The sequence below is a fragment of the Pleomorphomonas koreensis DSM 23070 genome (assembly GCF_000425185.1).
GTDB classification, from domain to species: domain Bacteria; phylum Pseudomonadota; class Alphaproteobacteria; order Rhizobiales; family Pleomorphomonadaceae; genus Pleomorphomonas; species Pleomorphomonas koreensis.
In genome coordinates this window covers 270,702-296,540 of record NZ_AULH01000006.1, presented here as the reverse complement: position 1 = coordinate 296,540, position 25,839 = coordinate 270,702, and the positions used below count along the sequence as shown (strand labels likewise).

Annotated in this window: 35 protein-coding genes; 23 read left to right on the top strand and 12 right to left on the bottom strand. The window is 69.1% G+C overall.

From position 1 onward, the window contains the following. Positions 1-20: 20 nt before the first annotated feature. From H512_RS0104920 to H512_RS0104910, 3 genes are all read right to left on the bottom strand, one after another. Complete coding sequence (locus H512_RS0104920) at positions 21-374, bottom strand: DUF1491 family protein (protein ID WP_026782527.1); 354 nt, start codon at positions 372-374, stop codon at positions 21-23. A gap of 66 nt (positions 375-440) precedes the next feature. Next, positions 441-1,346, bottom strand: coding sequence for a peptidoglycan-binding domain-containing protein (locus tag H512_RS0104915; protein ID WP_084798306.1), 906 nt, complete (start codon positions 1,344-1,346; stop codon positions 441-443). A 3-nt stretch (positions 1,347-1,349) separates the two neighbouring features. Continuing rightward, positions 1,350-3,134, bottom strand: coding sequence for a sensor histidine kinase (locus tag H512_RS0104910; RefSeq protein ID WP_053239559.1), 1,785 nt, complete (start codon positions 3,132-3,134; stop codon positions 1,350-1,352). A 512-nt stretch (positions 3,135-3,646) separates the two neighbouring features. Here H512_RS0104910 and H512_RS22540 point away from each other — a divergent pair. Continuing rightward, complete coding sequence (locus H512_RS22540) at positions 3,647-4,021, top strand: DUF5330 domain-containing protein (RefSeq protein ID WP_053239558.1); 375 nt, start codon at positions 3,647-3,649, stop codon at positions 4,019-4,021. A gap of 171 nt (positions 4,022-4,192) precedes the next feature. Next, on the top strand, positions 4,193-4,615 hold the full coding sequence (locus H512_RS0104900; RefSeq protein WP_026782524.1) for a SufE family protein: 423 nt from the start codon (positions 4,193-4,195) through the stop codon (positions 4,613-4,615). A 36-nt stretch (positions 4,616-4,651) separates the two neighbouring features. On the opposite strand, the gene H512_RS0104895 is transcribed toward H512_RS0104900, so the two are convergent. Then, positions 4,652-5,206: a DUF6456 domain-containing protein gene (locus tag H512_RS0104895; RefSeq protein ID WP_026782523.1), complete on the bottom strand. Its 555-nt coding sequence runs from the start codon at positions 5,204-5,206 to the stop codon at positions 4,652-4,654. Continuing rightward, positions 5,203-5,670, bottom strand: coding sequence for a helix-turn-helix domain-containing protein (locus H512_RS0104890; RefSeq protein WP_156899353.1), 468 nt, complete (start codon positions 5,668-5,670; stop codon positions 5,203-5,205). The genes H512_RS0104895 and H512_RS0104890 overlap by 4 nt, the downstream gene beginning before the upstream one ends. Positions 5,671-5,833: 163 nt before the next feature. Between H512_RS0104890 and H512_RS27580 the strand changes: the two genes are divergently transcribed. Further along, positions 5,834-6,160 carry a DUF6477 family protein gene (locus H512_RS27580; RefSeq protein WP_281170317.1) on the top strand — a complete coding sequence of 109 codons (327 nt, stop codon included), beginning with the start codon at positions 5,834-5,836 and terminating at the stop codon, positions 6,158-6,160. Positions 6,161-6,235: 75 nt separating this feature from the next. On the opposite strand, the gene H512_RS0104885 is transcribed toward H512_RS27580, so the two are convergent. Together H512_RS0104885 and H512_RS0104880 are read right to left on the bottom strand one after the other, a co-directional pair. Continuing rightward, complete coding sequence (locus H512_RS0104885; protein WP_026782521.1) at positions 6,236-6,655, bottom strand: Ros/MucR family transcriptional regulator; 420 nt, start codon at positions 6,653-6,655, stop codon at positions 6,236-6,238. Positions 6,656-7,116: 461 nt separating this feature from the next. Then, entirely contained in the window at positions 7,117-8,244 is a 1,128-nt protein-coding gene (locus H512_RS0104880) for a DUF2336 domain-containing protein (protein WP_026782520.1), read from the bottom strand. Between the two features lie 206 nt (positions 8,245-8,450). On the opposite strand from H512_RS0104880, the gene H512_RS26850 reads away from it, so the two are divergent. Both H512_RS26850 and H512_RS22530 read left to right on the top strand, forming a co-directional pair. After that, entirely contained in the window at positions 8,451-8,645 is a 195-nt protein-coding gene (locus tag H512_RS26850; protein ID WP_156899351.1) for a hypothetical protein, read from the top strand. A gap of 179 nt (positions 8,646-8,824) precedes the next feature. Continuing rightward, entirely contained in the window at positions 8,825-9,679 is an 855-nt protein-coding gene (locus H512_RS22530) for a hypothetical protein (RefSeq protein WP_053239557.1), read from the top strand. A gap of 9 nt (positions 9,680-9,688) precedes the next feature. On the opposite strand, the gene H512_RS0104870 is transcribed toward H512_RS22530, so the two are convergent. Genes H512_RS0104870 through H512_RS22520 form a run of 3 tightly spaced genes read right to left on the bottom strand, consistent with a single transcriptional unit; the run spans position 9,689 to position 13,052 of the window. Further along, positions 9,689-10,228 carry a hypothetical protein gene (locus H512_RS0104870; RefSeq protein WP_026782519.1) on the bottom strand — a complete coding sequence of 180 codons (540 nt, stop codon included), beginning with the start codon at positions 10,226-10,228 and terminating at the stop codon, positions 9,689-9,691. Continuing rightward, positions 10,225-10,806, bottom strand: a complete 582-nt coding sequence (locus tag H512_RS25600; RefSeq protein WP_156899349.1) for a DUF1214 domain-containing protein — start codon at positions 10,804-10,806, stop codon at positions 10,225-10,227. The genes H512_RS0104870 and H512_RS25600 overlap by 4 nt, the downstream gene beginning before the upstream one ends. A 14-nt stretch (positions 10,807-10,820) precedes the next feature. Beyond that, positions 10,821-13,052 (bottom strand): transglycosylase domain-containing protein, encoded by a 2,232-nt coding sequence (locus H512_RS22520; protein ID WP_169507126.1) that lies wholly within the window; start codon positions 13,050-13,052, stop codon positions 10,821-10,823. A gap of 83 nt (positions 13,053-13,135) precedes the next feature. On the opposite strand from H512_RS22520, the gene H512_RS0104855 reads away from it, so the two are divergent. The 4 genes from H512_RS0104855 to H512_RS0104840 all read left to right on the top strand — a co-directional run bounded on the left by H512_RS0104855 (position 13,136) and on the right by H512_RS0104840 (position 16,152). Further along, the gene (locus H512_RS0104855; protein WP_026782518.1) at positions 13,136-13,642 is read left to right on the top strand and encodes a YcgN family cysteine cluster protein; all 507 of its coding nucleotides are present in this window, start codon (positions 13,136-13,138) and stop codon (positions 13,640-13,642) included. 143 nt (positions 13,643-13,785) lie between these two features. Next, positions 13,786-14,409, top strand: coding sequence for a YitT family protein (locus H512_RS0104850; protein ID WP_053239555.1), 624 nt, complete (start codon positions 13,786-13,788; stop codon positions 14,407-14,409). 176 nt (positions 14,410-14,585) lie between these two features. Next, positions 14,586-14,909 carry a hypothetical protein gene (locus H512_RS0104845; RefSeq protein WP_036789980.1) on the top strand — a complete coding sequence of 108 codons (324 nt, stop codon included), beginning with the start codon at positions 14,586-14,588 and terminating at the stop codon, positions 14,907-14,909. Continuing rightward, the gene (locus tag H512_RS0104840) at positions 14,890-16,152 is read left to right on the top strand and encodes a DNA-packaging protein (RefSeq protein WP_036789977.1); all 1,263 of its coding nucleotides are present in this window, start codon (positions 14,890-14,892) and stop codon (positions 16,150-16,152) included. The genes H512_RS0104845 and H512_RS0104840 overlap by 20 nt, the downstream gene beginning before the upstream one ends. Positions 16,153-16,269: 117 nt before the next feature. Here the strand turns inward: H512_RS0104840 and H512_RS22515 are convergent, their stop codons facing one another. Then, entirely contained in the window at positions 16,270-17,016 is a 747-nt protein-coding gene (locus H512_RS22515; RefSeq protein WP_053239576.1) for a helix-turn-helix transcriptional regulator, read from the bottom strand. A 123-nt stretch (positions 17,017-17,139) separates the two neighbouring features. Here H512_RS22515 and H512_RS22510 point away from each other — a divergent pair, with 123 nt between their 5' ends. The 11 genes from H512_RS22510 to H512_RS0104780 all read left to right on the top strand — a co-directional run bounded on the left by H512_RS22510 (position 17,140) and on the right by H512_RS0104780 (position 23,502). Then, entirely contained in the window at positions 17,140-18,366 is a 1,227-nt protein-coding gene (locus H512_RS22510) for a phage portal protein (RefSeq protein WP_053239554.1), read from the top strand. Next, on the top strand, positions 18,357-18,566 hold the full coding sequence (locus H512_RS0104825; protein ID WP_026782514.1) for a hypothetical protein: 210 nt from the start codon (positions 18,357-18,359) through the stop codon (positions 18,564-18,566). Before H512_RS22510 ends, H512_RS0104825 begins: the two co-directional genes overlap by 10 nt. Positions 18,567-18,819: 253 nt before the next feature. Beyond that, on the top strand, positions 18,820-19,008 hold the full coding sequence (locus tag H512_RS26845; RefSeq protein ID WP_156899345.1) for a hypothetical protein: 189 nt from the start codon (positions 18,820-18,822) through the stop codon (positions 19,006-19,008). Continuing rightward, positions 19,005-19,520: an HK97 family phage prohead protease gene (locus H512_RS22505; protein WP_053239553.1), complete on the top strand. Its 516-nt coding sequence runs from the start codon at positions 19,005-19,007 to the stop codon at positions 19,518-19,520. Before H512_RS26845 ends, H512_RS22505 begins: the two co-directional genes overlap by 4 nt. Positions 19,521-19,602: 82 nt before the next feature. Beyond that, on the top strand, positions 19,603-20,850 hold the full coding sequence (locus H512_RS0104810) for a phage major capsid protein (protein WP_026782513.1): 1,248 nt from the start codon (positions 19,603-19,605) through the stop codon (positions 20,848-20,850). A gap of 97 nt (positions 20,851-20,947) precedes the next feature. After that, positions 20,948-21,514 (top strand): head-tail connector protein, encoded by a 567-nt coding sequence (locus tag H512_RS0104805; protein WP_026782512.1) that lies wholly within the window; start codon positions 20,948-20,950, stop codon positions 21,512-21,514. Beyond that, the gene (locus H512_RS0104800) at positions 21,511-21,924 is read left to right on the top strand and encodes a DUF3168 domain-containing protein (RefSeq protein WP_026782511.1); all 414 of its coding nucleotides are present in this window, start codon (positions 21,511-21,513) and stop codon (positions 21,922-21,924) included. The genes H512_RS0104805 and H512_RS0104800 overlap by 4 nt, the downstream gene beginning before the upstream one ends. A 52-nt stretch (positions 21,925-21,976) precedes the next feature. After that, on the top strand, positions 21,977-22,390 hold the full coding sequence (locus H512_RS0104795; RefSeq protein ID WP_026782510.1) for a phage major tail protein, TP901-1 family: 414 nt from the start codon (positions 21,977-21,979) through the stop codon (positions 22,388-22,390). Between the two features lie 2 nt (positions 22,391-22,392). Next, positions 22,393-22,788, top strand: a complete 396-nt coding sequence (locus H512_RS22500; protein ID WP_053239552.1) for a gene transfer agent family protein — start codon at positions 22,393-22,395, stop codon at positions 22,786-22,788. Next, positions 22,785-22,964: a phage tail assembly chaperone gene (locus H512_RS25595; RefSeq protein ID WP_053239575.1), complete on the top strand. Its 180-nt coding sequence runs from the start codon at positions 22,785-22,787 to the stop codon at positions 22,962-22,964. Before H512_RS22500 ends, H512_RS25595 begins: the two co-directional genes overlap by 4 nt. After that, entirely contained in the window at positions 22,939-23,502 is a 564-nt protein-coding gene (locus tag H512_RS0104780; RefSeq protein ID WP_026782509.1) for a phage tail tape measure protein, read from the top strand. The genes H512_RS25595 and H512_RS0104780 overlap by 26 nt, the downstream gene beginning before the upstream one ends. Before the next feature lie 25 nt (positions 23,503-23,527). Here the strand turns inward: H512_RS0104780 and H512_RS0104775 are convergent, their stop codons facing one another. Beyond that, on the bottom strand, positions 23,528-23,779 hold the full coding sequence (locus H512_RS0104775; protein ID WP_026782508.1) for an HP1242/YdcH family protein: 252 nt from the start codon (positions 23,777-23,779) through the stop codon (positions 23,528-23,530). A 109-nt stretch (positions 23,780-23,888) separates the two neighbouring features. Here H512_RS0104775 and H512_RS0104770 point away from each other — a divergent pair, with 109 nt between their 5' ends. Genes H512_RS0104770 through H512_RS0104760 form a run of 3 tightly spaced genes read left to right on the top strand, consistent with a single transcriptional unit; the run spans position 23,889 to position 25,824 of the window. Beyond that, entirely contained in the window at positions 23,889-24,521 is a 633-nt protein-coding gene (locus H512_RS0104770) for a DUF2460 domain-containing protein (RefSeq protein WP_026782507.1), read from the top strand. Beyond that, positions 24,518-25,396: a DUF2163 domain-containing protein gene (locus H512_RS0104765; protein ID WP_026782506.1), complete on the top strand. Its 879-nt coding sequence runs from the start codon at positions 24,518-24,520 to the stop codon at positions 25,394-25,396. Before H512_RS0104770 ends, H512_RS0104765 begins: the two co-directional genes overlap by 4 nt. Further along, entirely contained in the window at positions 25,393-25,824 is a 432-nt protein-coding gene (locus H512_RS0104760) for an NlpC/P60 family protein (RefSeq protein WP_026782505.1), read from the top strand. The genes H512_RS0104765 and H512_RS0104760 overlap by 4 nt, the downstream gene beginning before the upstream one ends. Positions 25,825-25,839 lie beyond the last annotated feature (15 nt).

Below are 25,839 nucleotides of genomic sequence, written 5' to 3'. Positions count from 1 at the left end.
CCAGTGGCGGTGAAGGTCCGTCAGCTCTCGACGATGTCGAGGTCCGCCGATCCCTCTCGGTCCTCGGTCTCGACGATCCAGCAGTCCTCATCGAAACGCCGCTCGGAACGGAGGCGGGCGTCGATGTCCGGCTCCGGCGCGGCGTCGAGCAGCCGCTCGAAGACGCGGCCGCCGGCGATCGCCGGCGCGAGGTCGTCGAGATAGACCTGCGGCGCCGGGCCATAGAGATCGGCGCTGCCGTCGAGGCGGGCCACCTTGACGAAAATGGCGCCGGCCTCCGCCGCGCCGCGTTTGACGACGGCGGTGAACAGCCCGGCGTCGTTGCGGCGACGGACATAGGCGGAAACGAAGAAATCGGAGGTGATGCGGGCCATGGCCGGACTCGGAGAAACGCTGCGCCGTTCAAAGCATGGCGGCGGCCGGAGGGCAAGGCCGGAAGGCTAGAGGCCGCCGACCTTGACGAGCTGGTTCAGGAAGGCCTCGTTGATGGCGCCGGTCTGCGGCAGATTGTAATAGGCCTGGAATTGCCGGATGGCGTCGCGCGTTTCGGCCGACATCACGCCGTCGGCGGCCACCGGGCCGAAACCCTGCTGCGACAGCGAACGCTGGATGCGGGCGAGATTGGCATCGGCCGCCACGCTGGCGGCCTTGGGCGCCGCCGGTTGGTTGACCGGGGCGGCGGCGGTTGCCTGGGCAGGGGGCGCCGCCGTGGCGATCAGGTCGCCGATGCCGTCGATCGGGGCGGCGGGCATCTGCGGCGCGGTCGTCTCGGCCACCGCCGCGCCGGGCTTCGGCCAGGGCATCGGCACCGCCGTTGCCGCCGGTACGGCGGGCGTGGACGGCAGCGATGCGACGGTGAGCGGATCAGCGGCGGCCGGCGCCTCGCCGTTGAGGCTGGTCTTTGGCCGTACCGAGCGGATGGCCAGCAGCACGTTGTTCGACGGCTCGCCGGTCGGCGTCAGCCGGAAGGCGCGCTCGAAGGCGAGGATGGCCTGCGAGGTCTGCGGCCCATCGAGGCCGTCGATCTCGCCGCGATAGTAGCCGAAGTCCTTGAGGCCCTGCTGGATATCGGCAACGAGACTGTGATCGGTGGCGCCGACGGCGGAGCCGTCGGAGGAGCGCAGCGCCGGCGGCGTCGCCGGCCGGTCGGCCGGGGCAAGCGGCCGGATGCCGACGAACAGCGGCGCCGGATGGGCGCGCGGCTGCAGCATCAGCGCGTTGGCCATGATGGCGACGGCGGTCGCCGTCATGACGAGGCCGCCGGCGGTGGCCATCGGATTGCCGACAGCCCCCCTCAGGAGGAGGGCGGCAAGTCCCGGCTTCTGTTGGGTCTTGCGTCCTGCCATGCGTCAGGCCCTCCGTGCCACGCGCTGGATCTGCTCGACATCCAGGACGCGGGAGATCGGTTCGGCGGCGTCGCGCGACGGCTGCAGCGGCAGCAAGACGGTGACGGTGGTGCCCTTGCCGAGATCGGAGTCGATCATCACCTGGCCGCCGTGCAGCGCCACCAGACCCTTCACCACCGACAGGCCGAGGCCGGTGCCGGCCTGCTTGCGGTCATAGCCGGTCTCGGCCTGGAAGAACGGGTTGCCGACCCGGGCGAGATCCTTCTCGGCGATGCCGATGCCGTTGTCGCGCACGGCGATGGCCATGCGGCGGCCCTGCCGGCGCACCGAGCAGACCACCTGGCCGCCGCGATTGGAGAACTTCACGGCGTTGGACAGCAGGTTCAAGACAATCTGGCGGCAGGCGCGCGCATCGGCGACCAGCTCCGGCAGGTTGGGCTCGACGTCGGAGAAGAGGGCGATGCCGGCCTTCTCGGCCTGCGGCGCCATCATCTGACGGCAGCGATCGACCAGCGGACCGACGCGGAAGGCTTCCGGATTGACGTCGAAGGAGCCGCACTCGATCTTCGAGAGGTCGAGGATGTCGTTGACCACCTGCAACAGATGCTCGCCCGACTCCTTGATCAGACCGGAATATTCCCGCTGACGGTCGAACTCGAAGCGGCCGAACAGCTCCTGGTTCAGGATGTCGGAGAAGCCGATGATGGCGTTGAGCGGCGTCCTGAGTTCATGGCTCATATTGGCCAGGAAGCGCGTCTTGGCGAGGTTGGCCGCCTCGGATTCGGCCCGCAGGTGCTCGAGTTCGGCCTCGTGCTGCTTGCGCTCCGAAATGTCGCGCGTGACGGTGACAACCGCGTCGGTGCCGGTCTCGTCGGCAAGGCAGCGCATGTGCGATTCCACCCAGATCCAGCCGTCGGTGTCCTGGTCGTCGCCGCAGCGCAGGCGATATTCGACGCGCGACCCGCCCTCGTGCAGGGCCGCGGAGATGGCCGAGAGATAGGCCGGCCGATCGCCGATGTGGACGCGGCGGAACAGGCCGTCGGCGGCAAGGTCGGCAGGTCGCACCGAGAGCAGGCGCAGGGCGGCGGGCGAGGCGAAGGTGACGTCGCCGGACGGATCGTGGCAGGTGACGAGGTCGCTCATCGCCTCGGCGAGCAGGCGATAGCGCTGCTCCTGACGGGCGAGAGTGAGCGAGGTGGCGCGCTCGCGCCGCTCGATGCCGATCGCCACGGCGGAGGCGTAGCCGAGGGCGACGACGCAGGCGAGGAAGCTCATGGTCGTGCTGTCGCCGGGAAAGGCGAGGGTGTGGCCGGCGGTGCCGGTGGCAGTGAGGATGGCGGTCGCCGCGAAGCCGCCGCCGCTGATCGCCGCCGCGCCGGCGATGGTGGCCCGGCGGCCGGAAAGCGCCGCCTCGATGGGCGCGATGGCGAACCACACCACGGCGAACGAGCCGAGGCCGCCGGTGTAGAGTGCCACCCAGACGGCGAGGCCGGTCAGGATCGCCGACGACAGGAGATAGCCCCGCGCCAGCCGGCCGGTGCGGGAGACGAACAGCGCCACCAGGATCTCGAGGCCGAGGATGGAAAGGGCGGTGGCGGTGAAGCCGGCCGACGAGGCGTCGACGGCCAGCGCCAGCGGAATGAGGCCGAAGGCCGCAAAGCCGGCCACGAGATGGGAGCCGATGAATCCCCTGTGCCGGTCGATCTCGACTGGATCGTCGATCACCGAGCTATGCACAAGGTGATCGAACGAGCGCTCCAGCGCGGCTCTGATCTCACGGTTACGCAACACGCATCCCCATCGCAGGCTGGCCGCCGATTGGCGCGCGGCTTCCCGCGCGATGTCGACGCCGACATGCCGGCCCTGAGTTTCGGAAGTCTTCCCCGGATGTTGCCGGCCAAGGCTTCGAACACGAGCCATTTGTCTTTTCTGCCATCACGGTGCCACGCGCCCCTTTATGGAATCTTGATGGGATCGGCGCTCGTGGAACGGAGAAGGCCGCAAAGCCGGGTTTGGCCGAAAAGATCGAATTCACGGTTAAGCGCCGGTGAACACTGGAACACCCCCGCCGGAAGCCCGCGATAAACCTCGGAAATTCGTGCCGTCTGGTCGCAAGACAGGCCGATCGATAAAATTGGACTCAAATTTTCGTCGAATTTCCCTGCGATTTGAACGGTCGGCCTAATTCGATCCTAAAACGTCCCTGCTAGACCGGGATCATCGAACGGACGGCGATGGCTTCGGCCCTCGCCAAAGATCCGGACGCCCGACACGGGCGATGAACAACAGGGAATTGTCACATGATGTTCCTCCTAAGGACGGCTTTCTGGCTGTCCGTCGCCATCTTCCTCATTCCGGTCGATCACTCGGCCGAACAGCAGGCGGAAGCCGCGAGGGTGCAGCCGATCGGCGCGCTGGAAGCGGCGAGCGCCGCCCAGGCGACGATCTCCGACATGAGCGGCTTCTGCGGCCGCAATCCGACCGCCTGCGACATCGGCGGCCGCGTCGCCACCACCTTCATGCTGAAGGCCCAGACCGGCGCCCGCCTGGTCTACGACTTCATCGACCGCTCGCTCGCCGACAAGGCCGGTGTCGCCGTCGATCACGGCACGCTGACCGCCGCCGACCTCGCTCCCGCCTGGCGCGGCCCCGGCAAAGCGCCGCAGGGCATCTGACCACCACATGATCCGGCCGGACCGGCCCAAGCCGGCGGCCCCGCTTTCCCTGACCGGTGGTTTGAATCCGCCGGGAACTCTGACCGCCGCGCCCTTTCGGGTCGGCGGTCTCTTTCTTTGCGGCCGGCGGGAGACTATATCGGGTCCGGCTCGAAGGACAGGAGATGGAAGGTGGCGGCGACGCTCGACGAAATCAGGGAGAACTTCTCGCTTCTCGATGATTGGGAAGACCGCTACCGTTATGTGATCGAACTGGGCAAGGAGCTGGAGCCGCTCGCCGACGAGGACCACGGCGACGATACCAAGGTGCGCGGCTGCGTCAGCCAGGTCTGGCTGAAACCGGCTCTTTCCGGCGACCCGGCCGACCCGGTGCTGACCTTCCGCGGCGATTCCGACGCCCTGATCGTCCGGGGGCTGGTCGCCATCCTCCACGCCACCTATTCCGGCAAGCGCGTGTCCGAGGTGCTGGCGATCGACCCAGAGGCGATCTTCAACGAGCTGAACCTCCGTGAGCACCTGACGCCGCAGCGCTCCAATGGCCTGAGGTCGATGGTCGAGCGGCTGCGCCGGATCGCCGAGGAGGCGCGGGCCTGAGCCGGCGGCCGGCTCAGGGAGCGGGCCGGCAACGATTCAGGACTTGGGCCGGAAGTCGGATGTGCCCCAGTGACGCGTCGCCGTTCGCTCACCACCCGTCGCCTCCGCATCGATGCCGTAGTAACGGGCCAGCGCGGCCAGCGCCAGACGCAGCACCACCTTGCCGGAGCGCTGTGGCCAGCCGTGCAGCCGCTCGATGTCGGCGAGCCCGGCGAAATGACAGCAGACGTCGATGGCCACCGAAGCGAGATCGGGGCCCAGTCCCCGGATGACGGCATTGACCCGCGCCCGCGCGTCGAGCGAGGCGGCGTTGAGGTCGCGGCCGCCGCCGGCCGACCGGCGCTCGGCGCGGCCACCCAGGCCGTCCCAGTTCATGGTGGTGCGGGCGATCAGCCCGGCCAGCGTATAATCGCGGCGCAGCCGTTCCCCGGCCTCGAACTCGTCGGCCGAGATCAGCGGCTCGCCCGCCTTGTCCTTGCGGCTGCGCAGCCAGCCAAGCGGGCTTTCGGCCGCGTCGAAGTCGACTTCGCGCAGGATGCCGTCCGGATCGACCAGCGTCTTCGTCTGCCGCGATACCAACCGGTCGCTCATTGCAGTCGCTCCGGGCGCGTGGCCTCGTGGAGCCGGGCAGACAGACGAGGGAAAGCCCAGTTCTGAATCGAGTGCTCGATTGCCTCCAGCTTCAGGTCGATCAGCCGGTCGTCCCGCCGGTCCTCGACGGTGCGGCAGGCATGGGCGGCGGTGGTCCGGTCGCGTCCGAACATGCGGGCGGCCTCGGTCAGGGTCAGGCCGAGCTGGACGTGCGCCACGTAGATGGCGACCTGGCGGGCGAAGGCGATTTCGGCGCGGCCCCGGTTGTGGGACCGGAGCGAGGAAATCTTCAGGCTGAAGGCACGCAGCACGGCTTGTTCGATGATGTCCGCCTCGCCGGGGAAGTCCGCTTCCAAGACGGCGGCGGGGGATGCTTGAGAACTCAAGCGGGAGGCTGAACCATGCACGAGAGTGTACTCCGAAAGTTGGTGAGGGGACCTGCAATCCGCGATCAAGGAAAGCATGGGTTTCCCCGGACGGGGATAACTTTCGGTTGCTTTTGTTCTCATATGGTTGATTTGATTCAAATAGCAACCAATACGTGCTCAAGTGTTGACTTATGCCCGCTCTCCGATCCGGTCATACAATGTCCAGCTTTGAAAGGCTGTCCAAGAGAGCGCTGAAATCATGAGAGAATCCGTGTCTATCCCTCCGGTTGCGTCCCTCGTTGCCGACTCGATCGACGCGGGTGTGCTCCGGTATCGACGCCAGGAGATGCTGCCGCGGCTGTTGCCAGTCGACCCGGCGGACATCGCCGACGACAGCGAGGAATGCACTAGAAAGTTGTGTCTGCGTTTGTTGTCCGCTTTACGGCGCGAACGCGGTCGCGGCCGCGCTGGCCATTGGAGCTACGACCTCAATCGGCATATCGGGCTGCTGCAAGCCTATCGCGCCGAGCGGCGGACGCTGAGGCGGAGGGCGGGCACATCCGGGGATGATCAAGGTGCATCCTGAGCCACAGGGGCAGGCCGGAAAAGAAAAAGCCCGACCGCGAGGCCGGGCTCCTGAAAGCTCTGTGGGCAGGGCCGATCAGCGGCTGCGACGGCGCTGCTGGCCGAGGCCCATCTTCTTGGCGAGATCCGAACGAGCGGCCGCGTAGTTGGGGGCGACCATCGGGTAGTCGGCCGGCAGGCCCCACTTCTCGCGATACTCTTCCGGCGACATGTTGTAGTGGGTGCGAAGGTGCCGCTTCAGCGACTTGAACTTCTTCCCGTCCTCAAGGCAGATGATGTAGTCGTTGGTCACCGACTTCTTGACGGGAACGGCCGGACGCACCGGCTCGGCCTCGACTTCCTGAGGAGCACCGCCCTGCACGCGGTTGAGAGCGCCAACCACATCGTAGATCAGGTTGGGCAGTTCCGCGGTCGGAACGGAATTGTTGCCGACATAAGCGGCGACGATATGCGCGGCAAGGTCGATTATCGTCAGGTCTTCTTCCATCTCGCTCATCTTGGTTCCTGTCCTGCTTGAATCCGGATATTCTCTTGCGTTTCGTTAACTGTTTCGCCTGGGGAGGAATTTGGGAGAATTCTACATGCGAAACCGCAAAAAACCGATGATCTGCTGTCAGCCACCTCAATACAGCGCTTCAAAATCGAAAACAAGTGGAACTTGAGAAAGAGCGACGCCAATACGATGAAAGCCGCACGCTTTCCCAGCGAATGCTAGGAAAAATGTCGGCAAGACACTTCGAGCACACAGACGTTGCCTATGGCGGAGGCGACAGCCGGAAGGTGGGGAAGGGCATTGTCGGACTGCGGAATCGACCGTTCCGCCCCGCCGAATCGACGGTTCGTCCATTCCACAGGACTAATGACGAAGATGGATATCCGATATCGCGCGCAGGAGCGCTTTCGGATCGGCCGGATGAACAATGGCGGCAGGCCGGCAGTCGCGCGGCCGGCCGTCGTTCAGGCGCGATCGCGCTTGAGGTCCGGCATCCGCACCGGCTTGTCGCCGCGATTCGCCGTGGCCGCGCGGACGGGCGTGCCGGCCTGGGTCTGCGGCACGTAGCCCGCCGGCTTCTCCACAGGTCGGCCGGTGCCGCGCCAGCGGTCGGCAAGCAGCAGGGACGAGCGCAGAGAGACCATCTCGTAAAGGTCGACCAGGCGCTTGACGTCGAAATAGCTGCGCGTGTCGTCGACGCCGGAGAACAGGATGACGCGGGTGGCGATGCCGGTGTCGATGCCGGCCGCCTTCAGGCAGATCGACAGCGGTTCGCCGCCCTGATCGGCGAGCAACCGGACGACAAAGGGTGCATCCAGATCGGTGAGTTCGGCGAGAATGCCGGCCATGGCCTCGGTATTGCGCTGCAGGCAGGCGCGAGCCAGCGTCGCCACCTTGTCCGGATCGGGCATCGGCACGCGCGGCAGCGGCCGGCGAGCGGCGAACTCCCGGAGCGCGGCGATCTCCAGCGCCTGGATGACGCGGCGGCGGCCGCGGGCGTCGAGATCGAGGAACAGGTCAATCAGGTCGGTGTCCTGCACGTCGTTGATGCGGGCGGCGAGCTGACGGGCGAGCCTGGGATTGCCGCGGGCGCTGTCGACCAGATGACGGAGGGCGCTCGGCGAGAAGGCGATCGTGGTGTTGGCGGCCAGCGCCGTGAGGCCGTCGGAGCGCAGGCGGCCGAGCAGGGCCTCGACAACGGTCGGCTGGAGGTTGCGGCGGGCGGCGATCAGCTCGAGATGGCTCGGCGAGGCGGTGGCGATCAGCGCCAGCAACTGGCCTTCGGAAATGCTTTTCGCCCGCTCCAGCATGACCGACGAGACGGGAAAGATGTCGTGCAGCAGCGCCCGCATGACCGAGGCGGGAACCTCGTCGTAATCGGCGAGCAGCGTGGCGATGCGGATGCGGTCCTGCAACGCCGTCACCTTCAGGAGCTGACCGGCCAGCTCCTCGTACATGGCGACCTCGGCACGCGTATGCGTGGGCTCCGACACGTAGAGTTCGGTCGCATCCTTGAGAAGGGCACGGGATCTCAGGCCGCCAGTATCCTTGACGAGGCCGAGAATGCCGCTTGAGAAGGGGGGCGACGCCATTTCACAGCCATCCCGAAAACGAGTGTATCGCCCCCGATTCCGGCAAAAACGAGCGACGGGCGAACAGGCCGAGAATGCGGTCGAAATCGTAAACCATTTGTTAACTCTGAAGACGGAATGATGGATTTACGGGGCGAAAGCGCGCGAATGCGACAATCGTCGATGTATCTTGGTCGCCCCGAACCGGTTCGGCCCAGGAGGGCGCCGTGGGTGAGGTGATTGCGTTCGGTCTGCCATTGCTGCGCGTGCGCAGGAAATCGACAGGCGAGTTCTGCGAAGTGACCATACTACCCGGCCGTGGTGTCGAAGGCCGGGAAGCAAGCATCCCGCCCCGGCCGCCGAAGCGGCTGGCGAGGAAGCCCGGCATGACGCCGCGTCCGACCGGCGCCGGCGTGAAGTAGACCGCCGGAGCGGCCAGCGGCGGGCTTGCGCCGGGCGTGCGAATCCGGAAGACTCCGGAGAAACCGACCGGAGACGCAGCGTGGCCGCGCGCAGCAAGCAACAGCCGAACAAGCCGAAGCGGGCCGCTGCTCCGGATTCCCCCTTTTCCGCCTCTATTCCCGGGAGACCGGCGCGCGCCTTGACGGCCGGCGGCGTGCTGGCGGTTGTCCTGGTGGCCGTTGCCGCCTGCGGACGCCCGACCGGCGATTTCGGGCGGGCCGCACCCTCCTATCTGCACGACACGCTGCTGCCGGTGGCCGGCGACCTCATCGCCTCCCAGGCACGGAAGGAGCCGGTATCGGCCTTCCCGCTGACCGACGATGAGATCGAGTTGCGCAACCGCGCCTGGGCCTTCGTGCGCGCCCCGCATGCCCGCGACTGGTGGCTCGACACGCTGGTGGAAGGCGAGCGGACGCGAATCCTGCCGATTCTGAAGGGCGACGGCGCCATGTCGCCGGAGACGGCGGCGATGTTCCCGGAGATCGCCCTGCCGCTGATCGCGCCGGCCTACGATCGCAGCCGCTATCATCGCTACCTGCTCTCCGACGGCCGCCGCTCGACGGAAACGCTGTGGACCCGCGTCACCGACGACGCCCGCGCCGATACGGCGCTGGTGCCGCCGTTCTGCGCAGTGGCTGCGCGGGTGCGGCGGGCCGACGTCGAGCGCCTGGGCGCGCTGAGGCGGCAGGGCCTCGTCGAGGCCAGCCTGCATCAAGGCGCCGAGGCGCGGGTATGGGAGAACGAGGAGACCATCTCCTGGGTGTGGCAGGCGCTCGGCTACCGGGGCGCTTCCTATCGCTACGCCATCGACCATCTGGAGGTAGAGGCGCCGTCCGGCCAGCTTGTCGCCGCCGAGCGGGCGCTTGCCGGCCTTCTCGGGGTACGGTGCTTCGGGGCACCGGCCATGCGCACGGCAATGCCGAGCGGTCCGGCGCGACACTCGAGGCTGATGAACCCGCCCGATCCCTTCGACGAGCCGGTGCCGCAGAAATAAGGTCGATAGTCAGTCGTCGCTCGCCGGCCGGCAGTCGAGCCCCTCGAAAGACTCCTCGGCGCGGCCGCGATCATCGAGATCGCCGGCAAACAGCCGCACCAGCAGGAAGCCGCTGTCGACCGGCAGCGCCATGGTCTCGATGTCTCCGATTCCGGCCGACTGGCGGGCGGCGTCGAGGGCGGCCGTCCGGCCGACGAGCAGGTCGATGTCGGTGCCGCGCAGATCCTCGCGCGACAGAGTCGAGAGAATCCGGCCGTCCTCGGACAAGGCGGCGATCGACCAGTAGGTGGCCGGCATGGCGCCGCTGAGCCGCATCGGCCCGGTGTCGCCGTCGAAACGGCAGACGGCGTTGAGGAAGGCCGGATCGAGATCGGCGACGGTGTTGCGGCCGTCGACGCGCACCAGCCGGGTGGCCGCCTCGGCCAGATCGATGCCGGTAAAAGCCTGGTCGCGGGAGTGGCCCGGAACCAGCAGCACCGTGGCGATGTGGGTGAGCCCGGCGATGAAGAGGACGGCCACAAACCAGCGAAGGCCGGTGTCGATCATCATCCTGCCTCCTCCTCGCAGCCGAGCGGCGTCACCGACGGCAACTGCTCGCGGCCCGGCGCGCGCGTCGCGACGGTGGGCGAATAGAGGCGCAGCGTCAGGCGGAGGCTGGCAAGACCTGTGGTCGCCACGAAGTCGCCGGGCCGGACGTCGCGGCCAAGCGAGATGCGCACTTCCCGCGCCGGGCCGAATGTCATGGCGTCGAGCGAAGTGAAGCCGAAGCGGCCCGCCGGATTGACGGGAAGGCGGCCGTCGCGGTCGGAAACGGTGAGCGTCCACAGAACGCCTTGCGGCATCGGCCCGGCGATCGTGTAGGCGCAATCGGCCCGGAGCGGCCGGTTGCCGGCATCGACCTCGGTGACCAGCTCGATGCCTTCGCTCGGGCCGAGCCCGCCGCCGCCGCGCCGGGCGGCGCGCGCCGCCTCATAGGGGTTGCCCTTGGAACGGTCGTCGACCATCGACCATTGGCCGATGCCGCGGGCGCTCTCGAAGCGGAGATTGCCGATCGCCCACCAGGCCGAAACGAGGCCGAGGAGGACGCCGGCGACGACCACCACGATCAGGCGAAGGGAGGCGAGCACGGGCGGCAACCGGTTCAACGGACGGCCCCCGCCTCGGCATTCCCGAGCAATGACAGGCCGTTGAGAAGGACGCTCGACTGGCCGGCGGCCGGCGGCGTGGCGAGGGCGAGCGGCGGCTCGACGTTCGGCGCCGGCAGCAGGGCGGCTTCCCCTGGCTTGGCTTCCGGCGCGCGGGCCCGCATGGTGGCGCCGACCTCGCGGATCACCGAAACCGCGGCCGGCGTCAGCGATTGCTGCGGGACGGCATCGTCGTACGGCGCGGCGGCGACCGCCGCCGGCTTGGCCACCGAGGCGACGAGATCGGCCGGCACCGGCACGCCCGGAATCGGCTTGAAGCCGAGGCCGGCGTGGATCGGCTCCATGATGGCGTGCCAGGCGATGGCCGGCAGACTGCCGCCGGTCATGTTGGCGGTGGAGGTGTAGTCGTCGTTGCCGAACCAGACGGAGGCGGCGTACCAGCCGGTGAAGCCGACGAACCAGGCGTCGCGATAGGCCTGGGTGGTGCCGGTCTTGCCGGCCTGCATCTGGCCGGGGAACTTGGCCTTGCCGCCGGTGCCGGCGTTCACCACCGTCGACAGCACGCTGTTCATCTCGTAGGCGATCTCCTCCGGCAGCACCTGTTCGGGCGGCGGCTCGTCGCGCGCCCGGTCGTAGGTGACGACGCCGGCACGGGTCTTGGTCCATTCGACGGCATAGGGCGTCGCCTTGACGCCGCCGGTGGCAAAGGCCGAATAGGCTCCAGCCATGTCGAGAGGAGTGACCTCGGCGACGCCGAGCGGCAGGGCGCGGGTGATCTTCAGTTCGGTGCGGATGCCGAGCTTGTGCGCCGTCTCGACGATCTTGCCGCGGCCGAAGCTCTCGGCGAGCCGCACCGGCACGGTGTTGATCGACTTGGCGATGGCGGTGCGGAGCGAGATGCGGCCGGCATAGGAACGGCCGTAGTTGCGCGGACTCCAGTTGCCGATGGTGATGGGCGCGTCGGAGATCATGTCGTCGGGCGCGTAGCCGTTCATGAAGGCGGTGGCGTAGACGAAGGGCTTGAAGGACGAGCCGGGCTGGCGCAGCGCGTAGACGGCGCGGTTGAACAGGCTCTCCCCGTAATCGCTGCCGCCGACCATGGCGCGGACGGCGCCGTCGAGGCTCTGCACGACCGTCGCCGCCTGCTTCACCCTGTATTGCTGGCCATACTGCCGCAGGCTGTCGGCGATGGCGTCGTCGGCCGTCTTCTGGATCATCGGATCGAGCGTGGTGCGTACGGTGATGGTGCGGTCGCCGGGCGGGGCGATGCGCTTCACCTCCTCGAAGGCCCAGTCGAGGAACCAGTCGGGCGCGTTGCCGGTCGCCGACGGCACCGGCGTCGCCGGATTGCGGCGGGCGGAGGCCACCTGCGCCTCGGTCATGAAGCCGGCCTCGACCAGGTTGGACAGCACCTGGTTGGCGCGGGCGCGGGCGGCGGCGATGTTGTTGTTGGGCGAATATTTGGTCGGCGCCTTGTAGAGGCCGGACAGCATAGCCGCCTCGGCCAAGGTCAGGCTCTTGACCGACTTGCCGAAATAGAATTCCGAAGCCGCTGCCACGCCGTGCGTGCCGCCGCCCATGTAGGCGCGGTCGAGATAGAGCTTCAGGATCTCGTCCTTGGAGAGCTGCGCCTCCAGCCAGAGGGCGAGATAGGCCTCGTTGATCTTGCGCTGGATGGTGCGCTCGTTGCTGAGGAACAGGTTCTTGGCCAGCTGCTGGGTGATGGTGGAGCCGCCCTGCACGACGCCGCCGGCCTTGGCGTTCGACAGGATGGCGCGGACGGTGCCGAGCGGGTCGATGCCGAAATGGTCGTAGAAGCGCCGGTCCTCGGTGGCCAGCGTCGCCTCGATGAGATAGGGCGGCATGGCGGAAATCGGCACGCTGTCGTCGAGAAACATGCCGCGCCGGCCGATCACCGCGCCGGTCTTGTCCTCGAAGGTGACGGCATAGTCGCCGCGCGCCCGCCAGTCGCCCTCCGTCGCCTTGAAGGCCGGAATGGCGAACAGCAGCAGCACGATGGAGCCGGCAGCGCCGAGCGTCGCGCCCTCGGAGGCCAGCTCGAACAACGCCCGCTTCCAGCCGCGCATGCGGATGAGGCTTGAATGGTCGACCAGGCTGCCCCAGAAGCGCGAAAAGCCCTGCGATGCGTTCCAGGCGGCCGAATCGACGAAGGCGTCGATTCTGAGCAGCCAGAGGCGCCAGCGCGGATTGCCCTTGAATTCCGGCACGGTACAGCCCAAGCCTTAAAGGATGTTCGGAAGCCGAAAACTAACCTTTTCCGGTCCCGGTTACCAGATCGCAGAGAATAAACATGGCGGATGACAGCGGCAAAGACCACGAACTGCCTTTCTGGCGCGTGAAGACCCTCGAGGAAATGACCGACGCGGAATGGGAGAGCCTCTGCGACGGCTGTGCCCGCTGCTGCCTCAACAAGCTCGAGGACGAGGACACCGGCCGCGTCGTCTACACCGACATCGGCTGCTCGCTGCTCGACGGCGATAGCTGCCGCTGCCGCGACTATCCCAACCGCTCGACGATCGTGCCCGAATGCGTGCGCCTGACGCCGCGCGAGGTGCGCACGCTCTCCTGGCTGCCGAACACCTGCGCCTATCGCCTCGTCGCCGAGGGGCGCGACCTCTACGACTGGCATCCGCTGGTCTCCGGCGATCCGGACAGTGTCCACAGCGCCGGCGTGTCGGTGCGCGGCAAGACGGTGCGCGAGCAGGATTGGCCGGTGGAGGACTGGCCGGACCGCATCGTCAGCTGGCCGAACCGCCTGCCGGGCCTGATGGGCCGCAGGCGGCGCAAGCGTGCCTGACGGCCGTTTGCCGGCGATTCATGAGGAGTCATGCCGGGCCGGGACGAGTCAGGGGAGTCCATGCGGGTTCAGGCGGAGTCATGACGAATCATGGGCCGCCGTGACAGAGAACGTCCGATAGCCGCAGCACGAGGGGACTGCCGATGATCGAGAGCGAAGCGCCGGAAGCCGACGGCAGCAAGCACGGCGCCTGGGACGACGCGCAGGCCATCGCCATGGGTACCTTCTTCGCGGCGGTCGGCATCGAGTTCTTCCGCGACGCCCATCTCGGCACCGGCGGCACCGCCGGCATCGCCTTCCTGATCCACTACGCGACGGACTTCGGCATCGGCCCGGTGATCTTCGTGCTGAACCTGCCGTTCTACGCCTTCGGCTGGGTGACGCTCGGCGCCGAGTTCACGCTGAAGACCTTCGCGGCGGTGGCGCTGCTCGCCATCGAGAGCTATTTCATGCACGACGCCTTCGCCATCGGCTACAGCGCGCCATGGTTCTCGGCGATCACCGGCGGTGCGCTGACCGGCGTCGGCATGCTGATGCTGTTCCGCCACAAATCCAGCCTCGGCGGCATCGGCATCCTCGCGGCCTTCGTTCAGGAGAAGCTGGGCTGGCGAGCCGGCAAGTTCCAGCTCGCCACCGACCTGATGATCCTCGCGACCTCCTTCCTTGTGCTCGACTGGCGACACGTGGCGCTGTCGGTGCTCGGTGCCGTGGTGCTCAACATGGTGCTGGCCGTCAACCACAAGCCCGGCCGCTACACCGGTTATTGACGCCAGAAAAGACGATGGCAATCGCAATCGGGGATAAGTGATGATGAGAAACACACTTGACAGCGTGACGCTGGTTCGCTAGTGTTTTGGCATGATCCGAAACGTGTGGGCGGCGGGCCGAAGGGCGCGCCGCTTTTTGTTTGGGCGGCATCCTTGATGTCGCCGAGGGAGGCGTCATGGCTAGGGCAATCAAGGGAAAGCCGGCGGCGAGAGGCGTCGCCGGACAGGCGCGGTCGCTGATCCGCACGGCCGGCATCATGACGCGCCAGCTTGAGGCGAGGGTAAAGGCAGACGGGTACGAAACCGACGAACGCGACATCAAACAGCTGACGGCATTGGCAACCGCCTGCGCCAGGCTGTCCGAACTCGAAGAGAGCCCGCGTGAACGCACCAGACCCGACGCCGCCGCCCGCTCTGGATCCGTTCCTCAGCAAATTCTCGACGCTCTGGAAGCGCTTGTCGAAGGACGAGCGGCGGGGGTTGCTCGCGAGGCTGGGTGACGAGGCCAGGGTCTGGCTCGCCACCTGCTGGCCGCTTTTCGCCCGCGCTGACCAGTTACCGCCCGACGGCGACTGGACGGTGTGGCTGGTGATGGGCGGGCGCGGCGCCGGCAAGACGCGCACTGGCGCCGAATGGGTGCGGGCGGTGGTACGCGGCGAGCCGCACGCCGGCGGACCTCGCGCCGGCCGCATCGCCCTGGTCGGCGAGACGCTTCAGGACGTGCGCGACGTGATGATCGAGGGCGTCTCCGGCCTGATGGCCGTTCATCCGCCCGGCGAGCAGCCGACATGGTCGCCGTCGCTGCGTCGCCTCGTCTGGCCGAACGGTGCCGTGGCGCAGGCCTTCTCCTCGGAAGACCCCGAGGCGCTGCGTGGGCCGCAGTTCGACGCCGCCTGGGCCGACGAGGTGGGCAAGTGGCGCCACGCCGACGCCACCTTCGACATGCTGCAATTCGGGTTGCGGCTCGGTGCCCGGCCGCGCCAGGTGGTGACGACGACGCCGCGCGCCGTGCCGCTGATGCGGCGACTGTTGAAGGCGCCCGGCACGAAGGTGACGCACGCCCGCACCGCCGACAATGCTGGATTTCTCGCCGAGGGCTTCCTGACGTCGGTGGTCGGTCGCTACGAAGGAACGGCGCTCGGCCGGCAGGAACTCGACGGCGAGATGGTCGAGGACCGCGCCGACGCCCTGTGGTCGCGCGCCGAGATCGAGGCGATCCGCATCACTGGCCGGCCGACCATGAGCCGTATCGTCGTGGCGGTCGATCCGCCGGCGACGTCGAACCGGACCTCGGACGCCTGCGGCATTGTCGCCGCCGGCCTCGACGGCGAGGGCAGGGCGATCGTGCTGGCCGACGCCAGTCTGGGCGGCGCCCGGCCCGAGATCTGGGCCAGCCGGGCGGTGGCACTCTATCACGCCGAGCAGGCCGACCGGCTGGTAGCCGAAGTCAACCAGGGCGGCGACATGGTCGCCTCGGTGATCGCTCAGGTCGATCCGGCGATCCCGGTGCAGATGGTGCGGGCAACGCGCGGCAAATGGGTACGAGCCGAGCCGGTGGCAGCGCTCTATGCGCGCGGCCGGGTGCGGCACGCCGGCTTCTTTCGCGAACTGGAGGACGAGATGTGCGACTTCGGCCTCGATGGCCTCTCCGGCGGTCGCTCGCCCGACCGGCTCGACGCGCTGGTCTGGGCGGTGACGGCGCTGCTGCTCGGCCTCAGCGAGCCGCGCGTGCGAGGATTCTAGAATAGCGGACCGGAAAGCGGATGCGCGAGCGGTTGACCGGAGCAGCGGCCCGGACACGTCCAGACGTCCATAGCTCCGGCATGATACTGCCAGAAAACGGCGGCAGTCCGGCCGGCGTCAGCCCGCCTTGCGGCGCGGCACCGGCACGGGATCGGCGGCGTCGGCCACCTCTCTCCAGGCCGGCTGCGCGCCCTCGACCTCCCGCCACTCCTTGAGGAGCACGCGGCGGCGGCGCGGATAGCGGACGCCGAGATCGATGGCGTCGGCCATGCGGTCGACGCGGAAATGACGGAAGTCGGCGCGCAGCTCGCACCAGGCGGTCAACACGCGCACCCGCTCGAAGAAGGCGACGGCGATCGGCCAGACGACGCGGCGCGAGGCGGCGCCCTTCTCGTTGACATAGGAGAATTCGAGCCGCGTCTCGTTGCGGATGGTGGCGCGCACCAGCGCGAGGTCGACGCCGTCGCGATTGGCGTTCCAGGCTGGCGCGACAATCAGGCCGGTGGCGTCCATGCGGTCGGCGAGGTCGGGCGGCAGCACGGCGGCGATCTTGGCGAGCGCGTTCTCGGCCGATGAGGCGAGCCGTTCGTCGGCGCGCGTCGCCGCGAGACGGGCGCCGAACACCAGCGCCTCGATCTCGTCCTCGGTGAACATCAGCGGCGGCAGCATGAAGCCGGGCCTCAGCACATAGCCGACGCCGGCCTCGCCGTCGATCGGCGCGCCCTGGCCGATCAGCGCCTGGATGTCGCGATAGAGCGTCCTGAGCGACACGCCGAGTTCGGCCGCCAGCTCCGCCCCGGCAACGGGACGGCGGCGGCGGCGCAGGGCCTGGACCAAGGTGAGTAGGCGCTCGGCGCGGGACATCGGATGACCCCGGATTTCGGCAATGGATTCGAACGGTAAAGGCAGGCCGATCATGCCAGTCCGCACGGTCGGCGTCCAGCCCAATGATCTTGTTTTGTTCTGAAAAGGAAGGCAGGCGCATCGATGAGTGGCCGCTGGTCTGACATCTTCCGGCAGCGGCGGGCGCCGCCCGCCGAAACCAAGGCGAACCGGCCGGGCGCGTTCGTCGCCCTGTCCTCGGCCGGACGGCCGGTGTGGTCGAGCACCGACTATGCCGCGCTCGCCCGCATGGGCTACATGCGCAATCCCTTCGTCCACCGGGCGGTACGCATGCTGGCCGAGGGCGTCGGACAGGTGCCTTGGTTCCTGAAGGATGGCGTTCGGGATATCGAACATCATCCCTTCCTCGAGCTGATGCGCCGGCCCGACGGGCACGGCGGCGCGGCCGCCTTCGTCGAGCAGGTGGCCGGCCATCTTCTGGTGGCCGGCAATGCCTATGTCGAGGCGAGCCTGATCGATGGCCGGCCGGTGGCGCTGCATGTGCTGCGGCCCGACCGGATGCGCGTCGTCTCCGGCGCCGACGGCTGGCCGGCCGCCTACGACTATACGGTGGACGGCCGCGTCACCCGTATCCCGGCGGCGGCCGGGATCGGGCCGGCGCCGGTGCTGCACATCCGCACCTTCCACCCGCTCGACGACCACTATGGTCTCGCGCCGATCGAGGCGGCGCTGACCAGCCTCGATATCCACAACGCCGCCGCCGCCTGGAACAAGGCGCTGCTCGACAACGCGGCGCGGCCGTCCGGCGCGCTGGTCTACACCGGCGCCAACGGGCTCACCGACGACCAGTTCGAGCGGTTGAAGAAGGAACTGGAAAGCGGCTACCAGGGCACCGACAACGCCGGCCGGCCGCTGGTGCTGGAAGGCGGACTCGACTGGAAGGCGATGGCGCTCAGCCCCAAGGACATGGACTTCGTCGAGGCCCGCAACATGGCCGCCCGCGAGATCGCACTCGCCTTTGGCGTGCCGCCGATGCTGCTCGGCATCCCCGGGGACGCCACCTACGCCAACTACCAGGAGGCCAACCGGGCGCTGTGGCGGCAGACCATCCTGCCGCTGGCCCGCCGCATCGCCGACGCGGTCGGCGGCTGGCTGCTGCCGGCCTGGGGCGACGGCCTCGCCGTCGATCTCGACCTCGATCAGATCCCGGCGCTGCTGAGCGAGCGGGACGGTCTGTGGGAGCGGGTCGGCAAAGCGTCCTTCCTGAGCGAGGAGGAAAAGCGCGCTGCTGTCGGCTATGGCCCATCCGACAAGGCCAGGGCGGACAGGCCGGCCAGCGCCGCCGGAGCGGAGGAAGAGCGATGGACGTGACGCGCGCCTTCGTCGAGCGCGGCGATCTCGCCCACCTCGCGCTGTTCCTGTGGGCGTCGGGCGCCTCGGGCCTGCTGCTGATGGTGCTCAAGGAATTCGCCGCCCAGACCCGCCGCTTCGATGCCTTCGTCGGCGAGATCGCCCGCTTGAATCATCGCTTGAACGACGAAAGCGGCACTTCAACGACCGCCTCCAAGTGACTCGGAAGACTCGCCAATTCCGGTTCTCTTGAATCACTTGTTCAAGCGCCGGCGCGCGTCTTCGTCCGCACTTCTGAATCACAATCTCAGACGCCGGATTCATCCTGCGAGCCGGCTGATTCACTTCGCGAGGCCGCCGGAATCGCCTTGCGAAGTCGCTGCGGCGCTGCCTGAGGCCCTTTCTTATCCGGCTGCTTCCAGTTCACCCGCCGCTTCACGGAAGCGGATTCCAGATCTTCGCGAGGAGATGCAAATGCCGACGCGGACTCGTGTTTTGAAGTCGCTGATTCATCGCCTGAGCGGCGCGCCCGAAAATGCCGGACATGACGCCGAGGAGGTGTTCCGCGCCTTTGGCGAAACCGTCGAGAGACGGCTGCGGTCGGACACCGACAAGGCGCGCCGCCCCACCCGCCGGCGCACCGGCAAGGAGGCCGGCCGATGAGCGCCGTCGCATCGGTGGCGGCCGAGGCACGAGCCGGCGACGTGTTCTCCGGCTACGCCAGCCTGTTCAATGTCGCCGACCTCTCCGGCGACGTGCTGCTGCCCGGCGCCTTCCGGGCGTCGCTGGCGCGGCGGGGAGCGGCCGGCGTCAAGATGCTCTACCAGCACGATCCGGCGCGACCGATCGGCCGCTGGTTGCAGATCGCCGAGGACAGCCGCGGCCTCCGCGTCACCGGCCTCCTGCATACGGAGGTTGCAGCTGCCCGCGAGGTCAGAAGCCTCGTCGACGCCGGCATCCTCGACGGCCTCTCCATCGGCTTCCGTACGGTGCGCGCCCGCTCCGACGCCGCCGCCGGCATCCGCCGCGTCGCCGAGGTCGACCTCTGGGAAGTGTCCGTCGTCACCTTCCCGATGCTGCCCGCGGCGCGCATCGACCGCCTCGGCGGCGATGGCGCCGACCTTGCCCGCCGCATGGCCGAGCTGAGCCGCCGGCTCGTCGCGGCCCGCCGCTGACCTCCCTCCCTTCGGGCGCCGCGCGCCCCGACACCGGCCCGCCCGAGGCGGCCCGGCCTATCCCGCCGAAAGGACCGACACGATGATGGAAAAGAAAAGCGTGGTGCCCGAGACCAAGGGCACCGGCGACGTCGCCGCCGCGTTGAGCGAGCTGATGGGCGCCTTCGAGCTGTTCAAGGAAACGAACGACCAGCGTCTCGCCGCGATCGAGCGGCGGTCGGCCGACGTGGTCACCGAGGAGAAGCTCGCCCGCATCGGCGCCGCCATCGACGAGCAGAAAAGCCGTCTCGACGGCCTGTTCGTGCGCCAGAGCCGGCCGGCGCTGTCGGGCCGTGATGCGCCCCGCGACGGCGGCGACCTCGAGCATCGCTCGGCCTTCGCCGCCTACATGCGCTCCGGCAACGAGCGGGTGCTGGCGACGATCGAGGCCAAGGCGATGTCGGCCGGCAGCGGCAGTTCCGGCGGCTACGTGGTGACGCCGGCCGTCGAGGACGAGATCGGCCGCCGGCTCCTCGCCATCTCGCCGATCCGCGCCATCGCTGGCATCCGCCAGGTGTCGGTCGGCACCTACAAGAAGCCCTATCGCACCACCGGCCCGGCGGTCGGCTGGGCGGCCGAGACGGCGGCGCGCGCCGAGACGACCTCGCCGGTGCTGGCCGAACTGGTCTTCCCGGCCATGGAACTCTATGCCATGCCCTCGGCGACGCAGACGCTGCTCGACGACGCGGCGGTGGACATCGAGGCCTGGCTGGCTGAGGAAATTGAGCTGGCCTTTGCCGTGCAGGAAAGCGCCGCCTTCGTCTCCGGCAACGGCACGACGCAGCCCAAGGGCTTCCTCTCCTACACCAACGCGCCGGAAGCCTCCTGGGCTTGGGGCGGCCTCGGCTACAACGTCACCGGCGTGTCGGCCGGCTTCCCGGCCAGCAACCCTTCCGACGCGCTGCTCGACCTCGTCTACACGCTGAAGGCCGGCTACCGCCAGAACGGCACCTTCGTCATGAACCGCAAGACGCAGGCGGCGGTGCGCAAGTTCAAGGACTCGACCGGCAACTACATCTGGCAGCCGCCGGCGGTGGCCGGCGGACAGGCGAGCCTCCTGGGCTTCCCGCTGGTCGAGGCCGAGGACATGCCCGACGTCGCCGCCAACAGCCTCTCCGTCGCCTTCGGCGACTTCAAGCGCGGCTACCTCGTCGTCGACCGTCTGGGCACGCGCGTCATGCGCGATCCCTATTCGGCCAAGCCCTACGTGCTGTTCTACACCACCAAGCGGGTGGGCGGCGGCGTGCAGGACTTCGACGCCATCAAGCTCCTGAAATTCGGCACGGCCTGATCTCCCCCGTCTCCACGGGCCGTCCGAACGGCGGCGCCGGTCCCCCTCCCGCCGGCGCCGCCACCCTTTCCGGAGAGTTCCCCAACAGGGTTTTGCAATGACCTCGCGATTGCTGTCCGCCCCCGCCGTGGAGCCGGTCACGCTTGCCGACCTCAAGCGCCATCTGGAGATTGACGACGCCGCCTCCGACGATTTCCTGACGCCGCTGATCGTCGTCGCCCGCGCCGCCGTCGAGCGGCTGACCGGCCGGCTGATGATCACCCAGAGCTGGCGGCTGAGCCTCGACGCCGTGCCCGACGACGGCCTCGTCCGCCTGCCGGTCGGGCCGGTGCAGACGGTGAGCGCCGTGCGCGTGTTCGACGGAGCCGGCGGCTCGATCGTCTGGCCGGGATCGGGCTACACGCTCGACCTGGTTGGGGAGCCGGCGCGCCTCTTGTTCCACGGCAGCCTGCCGATGCCCGGCCGCCGCCTCGCCGGCATCGAGATCGACGTCGTCGCCGGATACGGCGCTTCGATCGCTGCGGTGCCGGCCGATCTCGTGCAGGCGGTGAAGCTGCTCGCCGCCCACTGGTACGCGACGCGCGGCGACGTCGACGCCGGCGGCATTCCCGCCGACGTGGCGGCGCTGACCGGCGGCTATCGCCGTCCGAGGCTGGTCGCATGAGCCTCCGTCCGACCGCGGCGGCGCTGGCGCTGCAGGCGGCGCTGACCGAAGCCTTCGCCGCCGACGCGACGCTCGCCGGCCTCGTGCGCGGCCGCATCCACGACGGCCCGGCCCGCGCCACCGTCGTCCCCTATCTCGCCTTCGCCGGGATGCGCAGCCGCGACTTCTCAAGCGGCGACGGCGGCGGCGCCCGTGTTTTCCTGACGCTGGAAGCGGTGACCGGCGACGGCGACCGCACGCGGGCGCTGGTCATCCTCGACGCCGCGCTCGCCGTGGCGACCGATCCGGCACTGGCGATCACCGGCGGCCGGCTCGTGCTCCTCACCGTCACCGCGACCGAGGTGGAACGCCTCAAGGCCGGCGATCGCTGGCGGGCAAGGGCGACCATCGAGGCGCTGGTCGACGGCTGAGCCGCCGGCCGCATCCTCACCATCAGATGACATAATTTGGCAGGAGATCGACATGACGGCTCAGAAGGGGCGCGACCTGCTCCTCAAGGTCGACAGCACCGGCGCCGGCGTCTTTGCGACGGTGGCCGGCCTGCGCGCCCGCAAGCTCTCCTTCACCTCCGGCACGGTCGACGTCACCGATGCCGACAGCCCCGGCCGCTGGCGCGAGCTGATCGAGGGGGCGGGCATCCGCCGCGCCTCGATCTCCGGCAGCGGCCTGTTCCGCGACGCCGCCGCCGACGAGACGGTGCGCGGCATCTTCTTTGGCGGGCTGCTCAGGACCTGGCAGGTGGCGATCCCGGATTTCGGCATCGTCCAGGGCGCCTTCCAGCTCACCGCGCTCGACTACGCCGGCACCCACGACGGCGAAGTCACCTACGACATCGCGCTGGAATCGGCCGGCGCGCTCACCTTTACGGCGGTCTGATCATGGCGAACCTTCATCGCGGCGAGATCGCCGCCTTCATCGGCGGCGCCGAACGGCGCCTGCGGCTCACCCTCGGCGCGCTGGCCGAACTGGAGGAGGCCTTCGGCGCCGAAGACCTCGCCGACCTCGCCCGCCGCTTCGCCTCCGGCTCGCTGAAGGCGCGCGACGTCATCCGCGTCCTCGCCGCCGGCCTCAGGGGCGCCGGCGAGGCGCTCACCGACGCCGATGTCGCCGCCCTGCCGGTGGAGGGCGGCATCGCCGGCTATGCCGACACCGTGGTCCGGCTGCTCGCCGCCACCTTCGGCGGCGAGGAGGAGGCGCGCCCTTTGGACGGTCCGGCGCCGGCCGCCGCGCCTTCCCCTGGGACGACGTCCTCGCCTTCGGCTTCGGCGTCCTGAAACTTCCGCCCGACGCCTTCTGGGCGATGACGCCGCGCGAGCTGGCCGCCGCGTTGCGCGCCCACCGGCGGCCGGCGGCGGCCGAGCCGCTGGAGCGCGGCGCCTTCGACCTGCTGATGCACCGCTTCCCCGACCACAACGGAGGCCCCGATGGCCGAGACAACCGATACCAGTGATCTCGAAGAACGGCTGAAGCTGCTCGAAAGCCTGAACGGCGCCGCCGACCGCTTCGGTGCAACCATGACCACCGGCCTGAAGCAGGCGGTGGTGCAGGGCAAGTCGCTCGACGAGGTGCTGAAGTCGATGGCGCTCCGGCTGTCGTCGAACGCCATCGACGCGGCGCTGAAGCCGCTGTCGTCGCTCCTGTCCTCGCTGGCCGGCAATCTGACGAGCGGCCTCGGGTCGGCGCTGTCGTCGATCCTGCCCTTTGCCAAGGGCGGCGTCGTGCCGTTCGCCGACGGCGGCGTGGTGGCGAGCCCGACCTATTTCCCGCTGGATGGCGGCCTCGGCGTGGCCGGCGAGGCCGGCGCCGAGGCGATCCTGCCGCTGGCGCGCGGCGCCGACGGCCGGCTCGGCGTGGCCGGCGGGCAGGGCGGCAACGTGGCGGTGACCTTCAACGTCACCACGCCCAATGTCGAGAGCTTCCGCCAGTCCGAAGCGCAGGTGACGGCAATGCTAGCCCGCGCCGTCGGACGGGGACGGCGCGGGCTATAGCGCAGGGGCCCAACGAGGAGGGGTGTCAAGCCACGGCGCGTTCGGACGCGGCGAGGGCGGCCGCGATTTCATCCTTGAGCAGGGACCGATGGCGCCTGAGATCGTCGAGGACGCCCGGCCCGGCCGGTTCCTCCAGCGACTCGATGCGGAAAATGCGCCGGTTGATCTCCTGATAGGCAGTGGCGAGGTCGCAGAAACCGGCATCGAACAGCATGAGCTGTTCGATGGTCTCCCAGTTCTGCGGGAGTTCCTCGGCAAGCTCGTGCGGGATGCTCATCGCGCCAACCCCTCCATTCTCATGCTCCCGAAGCTAACCTTCATGTCGCAACAAGACCTTGAGGTGGATCAAAAGACGCTTCGGGCCATTCACCAACAGGGGTTTTCCTATGTCCGGCTTCCATGAGACGCCGTTTCCGCTGGCCGTGGCGCTCGGTGCCAGCGGCGGACCGGAGCGGCGGACCGACATCGTGACGCTGGCCTCCGGCCGCGAGCGCCGCAACGGCCGCTGGGCCGACAGCCGCCGCCGCTACGACGCCGCCTCCGGCATCAAGACGCTCGATGAGCTGCATGCGGTGATCGCCTTCTTCGAGGAACGGCGCGGCCGGCTCTACGGCTTCCGCTTCCGCGACCGGGGCGACGACCGGTCCTGTCCGCCGCTCCAGACGCCGGGGCCGCTCGACCAGCGCATCGGTACCGGCGATGGCACGACCAGGGCATTCCAGCTCGTCAAGACCTACGGCGGCGCCTTCGCGCCCTATGTCCGCACCATCGCCAAGCCGGTGGCCGGCAGCGTCGCCGTTGCCGTCGATGGCGCAACGCTGGCCGGCGGCGCCGTATCGGTCGACACGACGACCGGCATGGTGACGCTGGCCACGGCGCCGGCTGCCGGCAAGGCAGTGACGGCCGGCTTCCGCTTCGACGTGCCGGTGCGCTTCGACACCGATCGGCTGACCGTCGACCTCAACCAGTTCGCGGCCGGCGCCGTTCCTGCCATTCCCATCGTCGAGATCCTGCCATGAGGGACATCCCCGCCGCCTTCGCCGCCCGCATCGCCGGCGAGGCGACGACGCTCGCCACCGCCTTCGTCGTCCGTCTCGCCGACGGCACGGTGCTCGGCTTCACCGATCACGACCGGCCGCTCACCGTCGCCGGCGTCACCTGCCGGCCGGACAGCGGCTTCACGGGCAGCGAGGCGACGCGCCACGCCGGCTTCGCGGTCGGCGAGGAGGAGGTGGCCGGCGCGCTCAGTTCGGAATTCATCACTGAGGCCGATCTCGCCGCCGGCCGCTGGGATGGCGCGACGATCGAGGTCTGGCGGCTCGACTGGACCTCGCCCGCCGATGGACTGCTCCTGCGCACCGGCCGGCTCGGCGAGGTGACGGAACGCGATGGCGCCTTCCGCGCCGAGCTGCGCGGGCCGGCCCACGCCCTCGGGCAGGTACGCGGCCGGCTCTATTCGCGCTTCTGCGATGCTGCCTTCGGCGACGGCCGCTGCGGCGCCGACACCGCCGCCTGGCGACGCGCGGCAACCGTGGCGGCCGGATCGGATGGCCGCGTTGTCCGCCTCGCCGGCATCGACGACCTCGCCGCCGGCTGGCTCGCCCGCGGCACCTGCCGCTTCGACGGCGGCGCGCTCGGTGGCCGCAGCTTCGCCGTCGACGACCACGTCAAGGACGTCGCCGGCAGCGGCGTCATCCTGCGCCGGCCGCTGCCGGCCGTGCCGGAACAGGGTGTGACGGTGATGCTGACGGCCGGGTGCGACAAGCAGTTCGCCACCTGTCGCGACCGCTTCGGCAACGCCGACAACTTCAGGGGATTCCCGCACATGCCCGGCCGCGATTTCGTCTTCTCCTTCGCATCCGGCTCAGCCGGCGACGAGGTGCTGTTCCGATGACCCGCGACGAACTGGTCGCCGAGGCCCGCTGCTGGCTCGGCACGCCCTATCGCCATCAGGCGTCGCTGAAAGGGGTGGGCTGCGATTGCGCCGGCCTTATCCGCGGCCTCTGGCGTGCCTTCCTCGGCCCGGAACCCGAGCCGCTGCCGCCCTACAGTCCGGAATGGGCGGAGGTGGGCGGCGCCGAGCTGATGGCCGGCGCGGCCGGCCGTCATCTCCTCGCCATCCCGCTCGATGAGGCGGGGCCGGGCGACGTGCTGCTGTTCCGCTGGCGCGACGGCCTGCCGGCCAAGCACGCCGGCATCGTCACCGTGCCGGGGCGGTTCATCCACGCCCAGGAGGGCGCCGTGGTCGCCGAGGTGCCGCTCGGCCGCTGGTGGCAGAGCCACGCCGCCGCCGCCTTCCGCTTCCCCGGCCTCGACGGCTGACCTTCAGGAGACTTG

Bases quoted from the DNA above. Each gene is read 5' to 3' on its own strand.
- H512_RS0104920 (WP_026782527.1), bottom strand. From the start codon at position 374: ATGGCCCGCATCACCTCCGATTTCTTCGTTTCCGCCTATGTCCGTCGC.
- H512_RS0104915 (WP_084798306.1), bottom strand. From the start codon at position 1,346: ATGGCAGGACGCAAGACCCAACAGAAGCCGGGACTTGCCGCCCTCCTC.
- H512_RS22540 (WP_053239558.1), top strand. From the start codon at position 3,647: ATGATGTTCCTCCTAAGGACGGCTTTCTGGCTGTCCGTCGCCATCTTC.
- H512_RS0104895 (WP_026782523.1), bottom strand. From the start codon at position 5,206: ATGAGCGACCGGTTGGTATCGCGGCAGACGAAGACGCTGGTCGATCCG.
- H512_RS0104890 (WP_156899353.1), bottom strand. From the start codon at position 5,670: ATGCTTTCCTTGATCGCGGATTGCAGGTCCCCTCACCAACTTTCGGAG.
- H512_RS27580 (WP_281170317.1), top strand. From the start codon at position 5,834: ATGAGAGAATCCGTGTCTATCCCTCCGGTTGCGTCCCTCGTTGCCGAC.
- H512_RS0104885 (WP_026782521.1), bottom strand. From the start codon at position 6,655: ATGAGCGAGATGGAAGAAGACCTGACGATAATCGACCTTGCCGCGCAT.
- H512_RS0104880 (WP_026782520.1), bottom strand. From the start codon at position 8,244: ATGGCGTCGCCCCCCTTCTCAAGCGGCATTCTCGGCCTCGTCAAGGAT.
- H512_RS0104870 (WP_026782519.1), bottom strand. From the start codon at position 10,228: ATGATGATCGACACCGGCCTTCGCTGGTTTGTGGCCGTCCTCTTCATC.
- H512_RS0104855 (WP_026782518.1), top strand. From the start codon at position 13,136: ATGGCGGATGACAGCGGCAAAGACCACGAACTGCCTTTCTGGCGCGTG.
- H512_RS0104850 (WP_053239555.1), top strand. From the start codon at position 13,786: ATGATCGAGAGCGAAGCGCCGGAAGCCGACGGCAGCAAGCACGGCGCC.
- H512_RS0104845 (WP_036789980.1), top strand. From the start codon at position 14,586: ATGGCTAGGGCAATCAAGGGAAAGCCGGCGGCGAGAGGCGTCGCCGGA.
- H512_RS22515 (WP_053239576.1), bottom strand. From the start codon at position 17,016: ATGTCCCGCGCCGAGCGCCTACTCACCTTGGTCCAGGCCCTGCGCCGC.
- H512_RS22510 (WP_053239554.1), top strand. From the start codon at position 17,140: ATGAGTGGCCGCTGGTCTGACATCTTCCGGCAGCGGCGGGCGCCGCCC.
- H512_RS0104825 (WP_026782514.1), top strand. From the start codon at position 18,357: ATGGACGTGACGCGCGCCTTCGTCGAGCGCGGCGATCTCGCCCACCTC.
- H512_RS26845 (WP_156899345.1), top strand. From the start codon at position 18,820: ATGCCGACGCGGACTCGTGTTTTGAAGTCGCTGATTCATCGCCTGAGC.
- H512_RS22505 (WP_053239553.1), top strand. From the start codon at position 19,005: ATGAGCGCCGTCGCATCGGTGGCGGCCGAGGCACGAGCCGGCGACGTG.
- H512_RS0104810 (WP_026782513.1), top strand. From the start codon at position 19,603: ATGATGGAAAAGAAAAGCGTGGTGCCCGAGACCAAGGGCACCGGCGAC.
- H512_RS0104805 (WP_026782512.1), top strand. From the start codon at position 20,948: ATGACCTCGCGATTGCTGTCCGCCCCCGCCGTGGAGCCGGTCACGCTT.
- H512_RS0104800 (WP_026782511.1), top strand. From the start codon at position 21,511: ATGAGCCTCCGTCCGACCGCGGCGGCGCTGGCGCTGCAGGCGGCGCTG.
- H512_RS0104795 (WP_026782510.1), top strand. From the start codon at position 21,977: ATGACGGCTCAGAAGGGGCGCGACCTGCTCCTCAAGGTCGACAGCACC.
- H512_RS22500 (WP_053239552.1), top strand. From the start codon at position 22,393: ATGGCGAACCTTCATCGCGGCGAGATCGCCGCCTTCATCGGCGGCGCC.
- H512_RS0104780 (WP_026782509.1), top strand. From the start codon at position 22,939: ATGGCCGAGACAACCGATACCAGTGATCTCGAAGAACGGCTGAAGCTG.
- H512_RS0104775 (WP_026782508.1), bottom strand. From the start codon at position 23,779: ATGAGCATCCCGCACGAGCTTGCCGAGGAACTCCCGCAGAACTGGGAG.
- H512_RS0104770 (WP_026782507.1), top strand. From the start codon at position 23,889: ATGTCCGGCTTCCATGAGACGCCGTTTCCGCTGGCCGTGGCGCTCGGT.
- H512_RS0104765 (WP_026782506.1), top strand. From the start codon at position 24,518: ATGAGGGACATCCCCGCCGCCTTCGCCGCCCGCATCGCCGGCGAGGCG.
- H512_RS0104760 (WP_026782505.1), top strand. From the start codon at position 25,393: ATGACCCGCGACGAACTGGTCGCCGAGGCCCGCTGCTGGCTCGGCACG.